Here is a 14476-nt window from a genome sequence, read left to right as displayed (position 1 = left end):
ATTATACTGTATTTTCTAGTTTATTTCAAACGCTTTCAAGGTACTTGCTTATGTTTTCAAGAATACTATTAGTGAATAAAAAAGAAGTAGAAAACCACTTCTTTCTCCTTTTTCACCCACCAAGATAAGCCTTGCGGACTTCATCGGAAGCGAGCAATTCTTTTCCTGTGCCAGACAACACGATGTTTCCTGTTTCTAAAACGTAGCCACGGTCGGCAATTGAGAGGGCTTTATTGGCATTTTGCTCGATCAATAGAACAGTTGTGCCTTGCTTTTGAATATCTTGAATAATATCAAAAATTTCTTGAATGAAGAGAGGAGCTAGCCCCATTGAAGGCTCATCCAAAAGTAGGAGTTTTGGAGTAGACATAAGTGCTCTCCCCATAGCAAGCATCTGCTGCTCACCTCCAGAAAGAGTTGCAGCGTCTTGATTTTTACGTTCCTCTAAACGCGGAAAGCGTGAGAAGACTTTTTTTAGATTCGCTTGATTTTCATCACGATTTGTCTTTAAGAAAGCACCCATTTCTAGGTTTTCCAAAACAGTCAGGCCTGGGAAAACATGGCGTCCTTCGGGTACCTGAGAAAGCCCTGCTGCTACAATTTTCTGAGCAGGAACTTTTTGAATTTCATTTCCTAGAAACTCAATTTTTCCTGCACTTGGACGAACCAGTCCTGAAATGGTCCGAAGAATCGTGGTTTTTCCGGCACCATTGGCACCGATGAGAGAAACAACTTCGCCCTCATTGACTTCAAAGCTGACATCTCGGACAGCCTGAATCATGCCATAATGGACAGAAAGATTTTCAACTTTTAGCATAGACATTAGGCTTAACCTCCCAGATAGGCTTCGATAACACGCTTATCATTTTTGATCTCGTCAGGAGTTCCGTGTGCGATCAAACGACCATACTCCAATACATAAATTCGCTCCGTCACTTCCATGACTAAACTCATGTCATGCTCAATCAGCATAATTGTAATCTGAAATTCATTTTTTATGCGACGAATTAACTCTGTCAATTCTGCTGTTTCTTGTGGATTCATTCCCGCAGCAGGCTCATCAAGAAAGAGAATTTTTGGTTCTGTTGCTAGAGCACGCACAATTTCCAAACGACGTTGTTGACCGTAAGCTAAATTCTTAGCAAGTGTTTCTGCTTCACCGTCTAGGTCAAAGATTTTTAGTAATTCCAGAGCCTTCTCACGCAATTCTGCTTCATTTTTATAGAAAGCTGGCAAACGAAAGAAGCTAGCAAAAACATGTGCTTTGTGGTGATTTCCCAAAGCAATCAAGACATTCTCTAAGACTGTCAAATCTTTAAACAAGCGAATATTTTGGAATGTTCGACTGAGCCCTAAAGAAGCAATCTTATAAGGAGCCTTGCCATTGAGCAAATGCCCATCCAAGGTCACGCTTCCTTCACTTGGCTCATAAACACCGGTCAGTAAATTAAATAAAGTTGTTTTTCCTGCACCATTTGGACCAATGAGACCGACTAATTCCCCATCATTCAGCTCCAAGGTTACATCACCAACAGCAGTCAACCCACCGAAATTTTTTGTTAGATTTTTTACATCAAGAAGCGCCATTAGTTGACCTCCTTATCTTTTTTAAAGAAGCGTGAGAGGCTTAATTCCCATGTACCAAGAAGTCCTCCTGGACGGAAAATCATCACCAAAATTAAAGCAAGAGAGTAGATAATCATCCGAATACTTGCTACATTTTGAAGTACCATGTTTAAAATTCCCAAGACAATCGCTGCAACAATGGTTCCTGTCATGGAACCCAAGCCACCAAATACCACGATAATCAAGACATTGATGCTATTGATAAAAGTATAATCTTTCGGCACAACAGAGCCGATAAATCCTGCTTGGAGTGAGCCTGCGATACTAGCTGTCATCGCCCCAAAAACAAAAGCAATGACTTTGATTTTAGTGGTATTAACCCCTACAGATTCTGCTGCAATTTCATCTTCACGAACTGACAAGGTTGCTCGTCCAATCGGGCTGCGCAAGAAATTGATGGTTAAAATGGTTGTGATAACTACAAAGAAATACACCATTTGCCAATTGGTAAAGGCAGGAATACCCAATATACCCGCAGCTCCATTGGTCAAATCACCACCGTTAATGATTAAAATGCGAATGATTTCAGAGACTCCAAGCGTTGCAATCGCCAAATAATCACCTTTCAAGCGAAGAGTAGGAATCCCGACAACCAAAGCCACTGCTCCTGCAATCAATGCTCCTAACACCATAGCCGCAAAAAAGGCAGGATAAGTAGCTGTTCTCGAACCAATAATTGCAGCCGCATAAGCACCAATTGCCATAAAACCAGCATGTCCCAGAGAAAATTGACCTGAGAAACCGACAATCAAATTCAAACCTACTGCTAAAATAATGTTAATGCCGATTTGTTGTAAGATTTGTAAGTAAAAATCATTCAAAACTCCAGCGCTGACAAGTAAGGCAATCAAACCATACCCTGCAAGAAGGAGCACAAACCATAAAATATTTACTTTTACATTCTTTTTCATAGTCTATACCTTCTCTTTCACATTCTTACCAAGAATTCCTGCAGGACGAACAAGCAAGATTAAGATTAAAATACCATACACAATCGCATCACGGAAATCTGACATACCAAAAGCTGTCGCAAAAGTTTCTAATAGACCAATAACAAAGCCTCCCAATGCTGCTCCTGGGATAATACCAATCCCACCAAGTACTGCAGCGACAAACGATTTCAACCCTGGTGTCATTCCCATCAAAGGCTCAAGGGAATTATAATAAAGCGCGATGAGTACACCTGCTGCTCCTGCCAAAGCAGAACCTAAAGCAAAAGTGAAACTAATTGTACGATTGACATTGATTCCCATTAACTGCGCCGCATCACTATCGACCGAAACTGCCCTCATCGCTTTCCCCATTTTGGTCTTTTGAACAATGACTTGCAATAACACCATCAAGATTAAGGAAATGACCAAAATCATCAGTTGGATATTGGTGAGACTAATCGGTCCAAAATTATAACGAACCGTTTCAATCACTTGCGGGAACGAACGAGTATTGGCTCCCACAAAATAGACCATCACATATTCCAAGAAAAATGAAACACCAATCGCAGTAATCAAAGCTGCAATCCGAGTTGAATTTCTCAATGGACGATAAGCCAGAAACTCGACCAGCACACCTAAAGCTGCTGTCCCAACCATCGCCAAAATCAAGGCAAGGAAAAAATTAAGATGAAGATAGTTAATCAGGAAATAGCCCATAAAAGCGCCCATCATATAAATGTCTCCATGAGCGAAGTTGATGAGTTTGATAATTCCATAAACCATGGTATAACCGAGAGCGAGCAAAGCATAGACACTCCCCAGAATCAGACCATTAACAAGTTGTTGGAGCATGGCCACCACACTTTCTAATTATAGTTATAGAAGAAAGAACTATGTGATTTTTCACATTTTCTTATCTATCGTGAAAAAAGAGCGAGTCAAGTCATCATTTCAAAAAAATTGATTTTTCTCACTCATCTATTCTAAGTTTGAGCAAATGAGACCGTTAAACCTTTTAAGTCTCACTTCACAGTTGATTACTTTTCAACAGCTTAAAACATATCTAACAATCAATCACTAGGTATTACAAACCATAATAAAAAATATTCTTAAGACTAAGACTTTTGTCCCGCCTCTTTTCTTTTAGCCCGTATAAAGAGAAGTAACTATCTACGATGTTCACCATAAATAGTTACTCTTTTATACACTATAAAATATATTTTAAGCAATTTCTTGAGAAGGATTATGGCTTAACCGTTTCAGCTGCTGTGACCTTTCCATTGTTCATGGTCATCATAAAGGCTGTTTTAACAGTATTATGATTCTTGTCAAAGCTAGTATCACCTGTTACACCTTCAAAATTCTTTGTCTTAGCAAAATTGTCTTTGATATCAACAGATGTTTTAGCACCCTTAGCAGCATTGGCAACAAGATAAACAGAGTCGTATGCTAGCGCTGCAAATGTTGAAGGTTCTTCATTGTTGTATTTCGCTTTGTAAGCTTCAAGGAATTTCTTTGCTTTATCTGAGACATCAACTGTTGAAGAGAAGCCTGAGATATAGTAGATATTTGAAGCTTTAGCTGGTGTTGCTTGTTGGACAAATTCTTCGCCATTAAAGCCGTCACCACCAACGATTGGCTTATCAATGCCCATACCACGCGCTTGGTTTACAATTTTACCAGCTTCTGTATAATATCCAGGTACGATAATGGCATCAAAATCTTTGCCTTTCATTTTGGTAAGAGCTGCTTGGAAATCAGTATCACCAGCGACAAACTTTTCATCTGCAACAATCTCACCTTTGTAGGCATTACGGAAAGCTTTTGCAACACCTTTAGCATAGTCACTTGAGTTATCTGTATAAAGTACAACTTTTTTCGCTTTTAACTTTTCTGTAACATATTTAGAAATGATTTTCCCTTGGAAACTGTCTTGGAAAGTTCCGATGAATAAGTATTCTTGATTTTTCGTCAAACCGTCTTGTGTCGCACTAGGAGAAATCAAAGGGACACCTGCTTTTGTCGCATTGGGAACTGCCGCTGCTGTTGCACCAGAAGTTGCAGGTCCTACGACTGCATTTACTTTTGATTGGGTTACCAAGTTAGTCGTGACAGAAGCTGCTTCTGCTGTTTCAGATTTATTATCCTTGTCAACAACTTCAAGTTTCTTGCCGTCAACACCACCGGCTTTGTTGATTTCATCAACAGCCAGTTGGGCACCTTTTTGTTCAGCTGTCCCGTATGCTGCTGTTGCACCAGTTTCTTCAAAGTTGAATCCAATTTTAATGGTCTTGTCAGCAACTTTTGTACCAGTTGCATTGGAACCACCTGACTTTACTTCCCCACAAGCGGCAAGAAGGGCAACGCTTGCAAGAGCAACAAATGATAGAGCAAATTTTTTCTTCATATTCTTATCTCCTCGTTCCGAAATGATATGTTAAGAATATACCGAATTATCTGACAATTGTCAAGCGGTAAATGAGATTTTTTTATATGTTTACGTTTTCTTTATCTCTAAACAGACTTCCAACAAAGTCTGTGTCTAATTCTTGAATATGGCAGACTCGTACTTGTTTGACATATTTTTCTTTAGATAGTTTCTCAACAATACGATCTACTTGCACAGTATCTACATACAGCTGGAGGTAACGATGATTTTTAGAATGATAGACAATGTCCCCAATAGCTTCTATTTTTTTCACATCTCGATTATAATATAAATACACAATTATCCCTGTGCGTTCTTCTTTTTTAAACATGAATTTTCTTTCTAATTTATTTTTATCATTTATAAGTATATCAAAAAAATGCCCATCAGAGGACATTTTTCATACAGTAATAAACAAATGGATTAGTTTAATTTATTATTTGCCATAATTTCATCAATGAAACCATAATCCAAGGTTTCTTGAGCGCTCATCCAATAATCGCGTTCTGCGTCTTTATGTACTTGCTTAATGGTTTTCCCTGAATTATCCGCAAGGATTTTCTCCAAGTTATTCCGAGTTTTCAGCAAATGCTCAGCTGCAATCGCCATATCGGTTTGTTGCGTACCGCTACCAGTTCCGCCCATTGGTTGGTGAATCAAGTATTCTGCATTCGGCAACATGAAGCGTTTGCCTTTAGCACCGCTTGAAGCGATAATAGTTCCCATGGAAGCAGCCATCCCCATGACAATTGTTTGGACATCTGACTTGATGAAGTTCATGGTATCAACAATCGCTAGACCAGCCGATACAGAACCTCCTGGTGTATTGATATAAAGATAAATATCCTTTGTACTATCTTGAGCATCTAGGAAAAGCAGTTGGGCAATAATAGAATTGGCCATGTTGTCTTCAACTGCTCCAGTTAGCATAATAATGCGATCTTTTAAAAGACGCGAGTAAATATCGTAGGAACGTTCTCCACGGCTTGTTTGTTCAATAACTACAGGAATCATTGTATTCTCCTTTTCATCTGATATTTTAATCTGATCAACAATTCTTAGTGAGATTTTTCAAATATGAGACTATTATAGCCTTTTGGTCAAAAAAGGTCAAACATAAAACTCATTATTTTGTACCGAAAAGACGATCTCCTGCATCTCCCAATCCTGGAACGATATAGCCGTTTTCATTCAAGTGATCATCGAGGGCCGCTGTAAAGATTTCTACGTCTGGGTGAGCTTCTTGTAAAGCTTTCACACCTTCTGGCGCTGAAACAAGGCATACAAATTTAATATTGTGTGCTCCGCGTTTTTTCAATGAATCAATGGCTAAAATAGCTGAACCACCTGTCGCCAGCATTGGATCTACCACAAAGATTTGACGTTGGCTAATGTCTTCTGGTAACTTCACGAGGTACTCAACTGGTTTTAGGGTTTCTTCGTCGCGATACATACCAATATGTCCAACTTTAGCAGCTGGCACAAGGCTCAAAAGACCGTCCACCATACCGATACCTGCACGTAAGATTGGGACAATGGCTAATTTTTTACCAGCCAATTGTTTTTGAACCGTCTTTGTAATCGGCGTTTCAATTTCCACATCTTCTAATGGTAAGTCACGTAAAACTTCATAGCCCATCAGCATAGCAATTTCATTTACTAACTCACGAAAAGCCTTAGTAGAGGTATCCGTACGACGTAAGATAGACAATTTATGCTGAATGAGCGGATGTGCGATCACTTGAAATTTTTCCATGATTGGTTTTCCTTCTTTCAATTTATTCTTCTTATTATATCAAAAAAACATAAAAAAGGCTCGTGACAAACAAGCCTTTTCAAAGATTGTCAATTGTTTACAACCATTCATGGTATTTCTTAATATAAAGATGCTTCACAAACGTAACACTTGCCATATATAAAATCATGACAAGGATTAAGAATAAGAAATAAGTACCATTTAATGGAGCGACTTTTAAGAGAGCTGCAAAAGGACCGTAGGGCAATAAGGTTACAAAGAAGACGGCTGCTAGGGTCGTCATGACTACAGACAAAGCCGGTCTGCTTTGAATAAATGGCAATTTGGGTGAGCGCAACATGTAAATAACCATCGTTTGTGTCCACATGGACTCAATAAACCAGCCTGTTTGGAAAATAGTAATGAACTCGCTAGACATCCCATGATGATAAACAGAGCCAGTCATCATCGGTGCAACGATAAAGAACAAAATCAAGAAGGTCATACAGTCAAAAATAGAACTGATTGGACCAATCCAAGCCATGAAACGAGTAATGGATTTTGCACTCCAAATGCGCGGTTTTTGTAAAAATTCACAGTCGACATTGTCAAACGGCAAAGCGATACAAGAAATGTCATACACCAAATTTAGCACAATCAGATGAATCGGTGCCATAGGCAAAAATGGTAGGAAAATACTTGAAATCAACAAGGAAAAGATGTTCCCGAAGTTGGAACTGACTGTCATCTTGATATATTTGGTCATATTAGCATAGACTTTGCGACCTTCCACCAAGCCTTTTTCAAGCACCAACAAGTCCTTATCTAATAGGATAACATCAGCTGTTTCTTTAGCAATATCGACAGCTGTATCAACTGAAATCCCTACATCAGCTACTTTCATAGAAGGTGCATCATTGATGCCATCTCCCATATAACCAACCTTGTGCCCATTTGCTTTCAGCTGCAAAATGATACGCGCTTTTTGGTCAGGAGATAATTTTGCAAAAACAGTTGTAGTTTCAACTACCTTGCTCAATTTTTCATCTGACATCGTTTCAATCACAGAGCCAAGTAGGATATGTTCTGCATCTAAACCAACTTTCTCACAGACCGCTTCTGTGACTTTTTCATTGTCACCTGTCAAAATTTTGGTGGCAACACCATATTCTGCTAAAGCCTTGATAGCAGGCGCCGCAGAAGGTTTTGGCGGGTCAAGAAAGGCAAGATACCCCGTCAAAATCATATCAGATTCATCTTCTACTGTGTATTCATAGTCAGCATCTAAGTCTGAGTGATAGCTGACGCCCAGTACGCGCAGTCCTTGTTCATTTAACTGTGCAACTTCTGCTAAAATTTCTTGACGAATTTCTTCCGTCAAAGGAAGGATTTTCCCTTTGTCTTCGACATAATTTGAAATGTCTAACATTTCTTCCAAAGCACCTTTTGTTACCATGCTAACGACATTTTCATCATCTCGAACCAGCACACTCATGCGGCGGCGTTCAAAATCAAAAGGCAATTCATCAATTTTCTTAAAAGTTTGGTCCAAGTTCCGAACGATTTCATGCTTTTCAGCTTCTTTTTCTGTCCGATTGATAATAGCACGATCCATTAGGTTTTTTAGCCCTGTTTGGTAATACGAATTAAGATAAGCCCTGCGAAGAACGGCTAAATCAAGCTCTCCATGAATATCCAGCGGATATTCCAAGACAATCTCATCTTGCGTCAATGTACCTGTTTTATCCGTGCAAAGGATATCAATCGCTCCCAAATCTTGAATGGCATTGAGTTTCTTGATGACAACTTTTTCTTTTGCCATAAGAATAGAACCCTTAGCCAAGCTTGCAGTGATGACCATAGGCAGCATTTCTGGTGTCAAACCAACACCGACACTAAGTGCAAATACACCAGCCTCCAACCAATCTCCGTCTGTCAGACCATTGATGAAAAAGACAACGGGCACAAGTACCAGCATGAGACGAATGAGCAGCCACGAAATACTGTTCATTTCCCGCTCAAATGAAGTTGGTTCGTCATACGTATTGAGCGTTTGCTCAATAGCACCCATCTTGGTATCGTCTCCAACGACCAGAACAAGAGCAATGGCACGACCAGAGATTACATTGGTTCCCATAAAGGCAAGTGCTTCAGACTCAAGCAAGCTATCTGTTTCTTTTGTCTCACATTTATCCAGCGCCATTTTTTCAACAGCATCACTTTCACCTGTCAAACCTGACTGTTGCACAAAGAAGTCGCGCGAATCTAAGATTAGCACATCTGCTGGTAGCATATCTCCTGCACTCAAGCGGATAATGTCTCCTACTACTAATTCTGTAATCGGAATTTCTTGCTCTTTTCCCTCACGGACGACTGTCACTGTATTGACAATCATACGTGAAAGATTGCTGGCTGCTTTGTCGCTCCGCAATTCTTGCACAAAGCGAATACTACCAGACAACAAGACAAGGACAACGATGATGATAAATGTCGTCGGGTCTTCTTGCCCTGGCTTTGCCAGCCAAACATTGGTCACCAAGGATACCAATGCAATGAGTAAGAGAATGACGGTAAAGGGATTGATAATGGATTCATAGATCTTTTTAAAAATTGAATCTTCTTGCCCTTTAGTCAATTCATTTTCGCCGTATATATCACGGTTTTCCTCAACTTGCTCTTCTGTCAGCCCTGCTCTGGAAGTGTTGAAAAAAGTCATCGTATCCAGTACAGACATGCGAAGAGCATCTGTTAATCTTTCTTTTGCTGTTTTCACTGATTTCTCCTCTATCTAAGACGCATCCAAGCAACAAAATAACTGCACACAGCTTTTTGCTCAGATATCGTTCATTTGCTAGAGTCGATTCCAAAGGGAGCATGAGGAATGCTCAGATATGGCAATCGACTGGTTTTCTGTTGACTCGGGTGATCATCATTTGCCATATTCCTCACTCCTTTCCCCTGCAGTTTCCTTTTAAAAAATCAGCTAAAAAACAATAAAATCCTACCATGAAAAACATGGCAGGACTGTATGTCTTGTGTTACCGTTCAAGCTTTAACTCCGTAGGGCGGTGAAATGACATTAGTCGAAACCTTAGCGATCTCAACTGCTAACCAACGCGTAGTGTCTCCACTACTTTGCGGTAGTCATCCGTATCCCTATGGTAGCCTCACCTACCGATTTTTCATACTAACTATACTCCACTTAAGAATGATTGTCAACCCCAAATGGCTGTTTCTGAAAATTTCTTTTCATTCTTATTGTGGCAAACAACGTACAATTCTCTTGCAAATCTCTTCTACTAAAGACTTAGGCGCTGCAATATTCAGCCTTGCATGAAGTTCGCCCTCACTTCCATAATCGCTTCCTCGATTGAGAATGACTTTGGCTTGGTCATGCAACAAAGTAAAAAGTTCATCATCTGTCAAACCATAGGCACTGAAATCAAGCCATATCAGATAGGTCCCTTGTGGTTTCATTACTTTTAAACGCGGAGCCTCTTTGGCAAAATACTCGACTGCAAATTGAATATTTTCTTCTAAAACAGCTTTTAGTGCCACTAACCAAGGTTTGCCATAACGATAGGCCGTTTCTGTCGCAATATAACCTAAACTTGACACTTCATGGTGGTTATTAACAAGTTGCTGGTGTTTAAACTGCGCACGTAATGAAGGATTTTCAATAACAGCATAGGAATTTTTAGTCCCTGCAATATTAAAGGTCTTGGTAGCACTAGACAGTATAATGGCAAATTCTTTAAAATCAGGTGAAATGGTATTAAAGGAAACATGCTCATGACCAAACAAGGTCAAATCTTGATGAATCTCATCTGATACCAAAATAACCTGGTGTTTTTGACAAAGATGACCGATTTTTTCCAAAACCTCCCTTTCCCAGACACGTCCTCCGGGATTGTGCGGATTGCAAAGAAGATACAATTTCACATTATTTTCGACAATCTCTTTTTCCAATTGTTCGAAATCAATTTGAAACAGACCATTTTCTTCTTTGAGAGAATTAGATACTAATTTTCGATTGTTTAAGCGAACGCTACGAGCAAAAGGTGGATAGACAGGAGAATTGATTAGAACAGCTTCCCCTTCTTTGGTAAAGGCTTGAATCGCAAGGGAAATAGCTGGCACAACACCTTCTACAAAAACAATATCTTCCTTATCAAACGAATACTGATGTTCGCTCTTTTCCCAATCCAGCACCGCTTGGAGCAGCTCATCACTCGCATAAGTATAGCCATAAACCAACTGCTCTGCATAGTCATGAATCGCATTTTTCACTTCCGGCATAACCTCAAAATCCATATCTGCAATCCATGCTGGCAGCAATTGAGGATCTGTCTCTGTCTCTTTCCACTTATAAGTGTGGTGAGATAAGCGATTCGGTGCTGTTTGAAAATTGTATTTGCTCATATTATACCTCCAAAGCAAATTTTAAATCTGTTATCAAATCTTGACTATCCTCAATCCCAATGGACAATCGCAACAAGTCATCCGTTAAGCCATAGGATTTCCGCACGTCAGCTGGAATATCTGCGTGTGTCTGAGTCGCAGGATAGGTAATCAAGCTTTCGACACCACCCAAGCTTTCTGCAAAAGTAAAGACTTTTAGCGTATTTAGCAGCTGTGGAATAACTGCTTCATCCTTTACTTTAAAGGAAACCATGCCACCCTTTCCTGGATAGAGAACCTCTTTTACTGCTGGCGAATCTTTCAAGAAAGCTGCTACAGCTTGCGCATTTTTTGTCGAACGCTCCATACGCAAAAACAAGGTTTTCAAACCTCGAAGCAAGAGATAACTATCAAATGGAGATAAAACAGCTCCTGTTGTATTGAGATTGTAGAATAGATTCTCATAAATCTCTTTATCACTCGTCATAAGAGCACCAGCCAGAACGTCATTATGTCCTCCTAAGTACTTAGTTTCCGAATGTAGCACAAGATCCGCTCCATTTTCCAAAGGGCGTTGATAGATTGGAGTATAAAACGTATTATCTACAATAACCTTTGTACCTTTTGCATGAGCTTTTTCTGCAATAGCCGCAATATCAAACTTAAGCATTAAAGGATTGGTCGGGGTTTCCAGATACACCACATCTATATCCTCTGTTAAAGCAGCAAGCAATTCTTCTTCCGTATTTGCATATGTAAAGTGAAAGCGCCCTTCTTGCTAGACTTGATGAAACCAGCGAAAAGAGCCGCCATAAAGGTCACGAACCGCCAGAACCTTGCTCCCAACTGGAAAAACACTAAAGGCCAAAACAATGGCGCTCATTCCTGAGCTAGTGGCTAATGCATAATCCGCATGCTCAATGGCTGCTAACGCCTTTTCCAAGCTGCTTCGCGTTGGGTTTTTCGTGCGCGTATAGTCATAACCTGTAGATTTTCCAAATTCTGGATGCTGATAGGTCGTTGAAAAATGCAAAGGAGTTGTCAAGTCACCTGTTGCTTCATCCGTTTTAATACCAGCATGAGCTAAAATCGTGTCTAATTGTAACTTTTTATCCATAATAAATAACCTCCATAAGATAAGCGCGGAATCAAGCAATTCTTATATTTCTAAGTGATTCTATTGTATCATCTTACGAAAGCACTGTGTTTTGTTCTTTTCAAGAGCCAGATATAGTTTTAAACTATACTGACTATTCAAAAGATTATAGAACTTGATTGCAAGAATAGCTATTTTCATTATAGCTTAATTTTTATAAATTTTCTACAATATTAAAAAGCCTTTCGGCCTTTTAATGAATATGAAATTTTTGACGTAAGGTTTGAGCTTTCTCACCAATAAAACGGTCTAACAAACGGACTCGCAAAGCCATTGCTCCATAAATAGCCATGCCCAAGCCACCGATGATAACCAAATAAAGCATACTAGAAATGCGTCCACTTGGATGAAAGACAAAGCCAAGTACGACTTCTACAATGGCAATCAAAAGAGCCATGACTGTCGTTAAAATCCCAATCAACAAACTCCGTTTGAAGAGAATGATTTGATTGAGTCCAGTTACTTGACGAATGTGTTGGTACATCAGAATGATTGGGACGATGAGTCCAATTGTTGTTGCCAGAAGCGGTCCATAGGCTCTAAACAGATAAATAAATGGAATTTGCAAAATGAGCTTAACAAGAACTCCGTAACCAAAATAGAAAATTGCTTTACGATTTTGAAAAAGCGCCTGAATCATTGGCGACAAGACAGTATAGACACCAAGAATAATCGTCTGTAACATAGCAAAAATGAAGAGCCCCAAAGCTAAACTATCTGGTTGTCCGTAGAAAATCGTATACAAAGGATGGGCTACTAAGACGGAACCAATCGTTGCTGGTAAAAGAAACAGCAGTAACATACTCAAATTATCTTGAATCAAGCGCGCAGCCGCCTTTAAATCACCTTTGACATAGTTTTCTGTCAGCAAAGGAATCCCCACACCGCCGATCGAAGTTGCTACCGCAATCAAAATCATGGTAATCTTATTTGGATTAGCAGAGAAATAACTGAACATGACTACCAGCTGAGAATTGCTATAATTGGTGAACCATTTCATCGTATTGATAAATGTCATCTGGTCAATAATTTGGAAAAGCTGAATAGCAGAACCCGTGATGATAAAAGGAATGGCTTCACGAATCGTATCCACCAGCAAAGCATGACTGTTGATTTCAGCACTATTAGCTGGTTTGTGTAAGATAGATGTCAAGAGATTGGTTTTCCAAAGAAAATAAACCAAAACCGCCATACTGGCAAACATGCCGACAAAGGCTGCAAAAGTGGATTGGGTCACTGCAGCAACATAATCTTTAGAGCCCAATTTCATAATGAAGAATGTTGCAAGCAACATCCAAATCACACGAATGACCTGCTCGGCAATCTGGCTCATGGCATACGGTTTCAAATTGTTAAAACCTTGGAAAAATCCACGAATAACACTCATGGCCGGAAATACTAGCACAGCCCACGACAGACTCTGCATAACTGGAATCAGCTCTTTCCCAACTCCTGATACACGCGCAAAGAACGGTGATAAGAGATACATAATCACTGCAAAAATGACTCCCAACAAGAGCATGAATTTCAAAAATTCACGAATGAGAGTAAAACTATGATCTTTTTGATCAATCGTATTGTACTTGGCGACTTGCTTGGCGACTGCAACAGGTACACCTGCCGTGGAAATCAGAAGAAACCAAGCATAAATATTGTATCCCATGGTAAACAAACCATTGGCTTCTGCACCATGTTTCCCCATCCAGATATACCAAGGAATAATATAAATTGCCCCTAAAAAGCGGCTGATAAAGTTACTAGCTGTCAGCCACGCTGTCCCTAGAAGCATTTGTTTTTGTTGATTTGTTGTTTGTTGCTCCATACATAACCTCTGAAAATAATCTCATCTTATTATAAACTTTTCCTTTCCGCTTGTAAAACCTCGCCATTAAGTTTACAATAGAAATAATTCCACAAAATGAAATTTCAAAAAATCAAAAAACGCCTTTAAATCTAGGCGTTTTTTGATTGTTATTTTTATATCGTTTTACGTCATTTTACAATTTTTTTGGGCGGTTTTTGGGTTTTAAAAAATATAAAGTTTTTTTATTTTTTTGAGCAAATAAAAACCCCTAGCTTTTTTGCTAGGGTTTACTTGTTTTATTTAAAAAGAGATTTCAGCCATGTAACAAATGGTCAACGCTCCAAACAGAGAGCCAAATTTGACCGCTTGCTGCAAGTGTAACGTGTCGCCAATA

The 14476-nt window shown here is 39.4% G+C and carries 11 protein-coding genes, 1 pseudogene and 1 riboswitch; all 12 genes and pseudogenes read right to left on the bottom strand.

The window, feature by feature from the left end:
• Positions 1–112: 112 nt before the first annotated feature.
• Complete coding sequence (locus HMPREF2574_RS09425) at positions 113–823, bottom strand: ABC transporter ATP-binding protein (protein ID WP_003032369.1); 711 nt, start codon at positions 821–823, stop codon at positions 113–115.
• Between the two features lie 5 nt (positions 824–828).
• Positions 829–1587, bottom strand: a complete 759-nt coding sequence (locus tag HMPREF2574_RS09420) for an ABC transporter ATP-binding protein (protein ID WP_070812507.1) — start codon at positions 1585–1587, stop codon at positions 829–831.
• Complete coding sequence (locus HMPREF2574_RS09415; protein ID WP_024052037.1) at positions 1587–2537, bottom strand: branched-chain amino acid ABC transporter permease; 951 nt, start codon at positions 2535–2537, stop codon at positions 1587–1589. The genes HMPREF2574_RS09420 and HMPREF2574_RS09415 overlap by 1 nt, the downstream gene beginning before the upstream one ends.
• A 3-nt stretch (positions 2538–2540) precedes the next feature.
• A complete protein-coding gene (locus HMPREF2574_RS09410; protein WP_070812506.1) occupies positions 2541–3410 on the bottom strand; it encodes a branched-chain amino acid ABC transporter permease in 870 nt (289 codons plus the stop codon).
• 391 nt (positions 3411–3801) lie between these two features.
• Positions 3802–4965, bottom strand: a complete 1164-nt coding sequence (locus HMPREF2574_RS09405; protein ID WP_070812505.1) for an ABC transporter substrate-binding protein — start codon at positions 4963–4965, stop codon at positions 3802–3804.
• An 82-nt stretch (positions 4966–5047) separates the two neighbouring features.
• Positions 5048–5317 (bottom strand): DUF2129 domain-containing protein, encoded by a 270-nt coding sequence (locus HMPREF2574_RS09400; RefSeq protein ID WP_042754006.1) that lies wholly within the window; start codon positions 5315–5317, stop codon positions 5048–5050.
• A 92-nt stretch (positions 5318–5409) separates the two neighbouring features.
• On the bottom strand, positions 5410–6024 hold the full coding sequence (locus HMPREF2574_RS09395) for an ATP-dependent Clp protease proteolytic subunit (protein ID WP_224783675.1): 615 nt from the start codon (positions 6022–6024) through the stop codon (positions 5410–5412).
• A gap of 88 nt (positions 6025–6112) precedes the next feature.
• On the bottom strand, positions 6113–6742 hold the full coding sequence (gene upp, locus HMPREF2574_RS09390) for a uracil phosphoribosyltransferase (RefSeq protein ID WP_003025639.1): 630 nt from the start codon (positions 6740–6742) through the stop codon (positions 6113–6115).
• 97 nt (positions 6743–6839) lie between these two features.
• The gene (gene mgtA / locus HMPREF2574_RS09385; RefSeq protein ID WP_070812504.1) at positions 6840–9494 is read right to left on the bottom strand and encodes a magnesium-translocating P-type ATPase; all 2655 of its coding nucleotides are present in this window, start codon (positions 9492–9494) and stop codon (positions 6840–6842) included.
• 260 nt (positions 9495–9754) lie between these two features.
• Positions 9755–9907: riboswitch (M-box (ykoK) riboswitch) on the bottom strand.
• A gap of 69 nt (positions 9908–9976) precedes the next feature.
• Positions 9977–11143 carry a MalY/PatB family protein gene (locus HMPREF2574_RS09380; RefSeq protein ID WP_070812503.1) on the bottom strand — a complete coding sequence of 389 codons (1167 nt, stop codon included), beginning with the start codon at positions 11141–11143 and terminating at the stop codon, positions 9977–9979.
• 1 nt (position 11144) lies between these two features.
• Positions 11145–12239 (bottom strand): annotated as a pseudogene (locus tag HMPREF2574_RS09375) (cystathionine gamma-synthase).
• A gap of 232 nt (positions 12240–12471) precedes the next feature.
• Positions 12472–14100, bottom strand: coding sequence for a putative polysaccharide biosynthesis protein (locus tag HMPREF2574_RS09370; RefSeq protein WP_070241568.1), 1629 nt, complete (start codon positions 14098–14100; stop codon positions 12472–12474).
• Between the last annotated feature and the right edge of the window lie 376 nt (positions 14101–14476).

Source organism: Streptococcus sp. HMSC034E12 (genome assembly GCF_001835915.1).
GTDB classification, from domain to species: domain Bacteria; phylum Bacillota; class Bacilli; order Lactobacillales; family Streptococcaceae; genus Streptococcus; species Streptococcus vaginalis.
The sequence above is the reverse complement of the archived record's forward strand: the minus strand, read 5'-3'. Positions and strand labels throughout refer to the sequence as shown.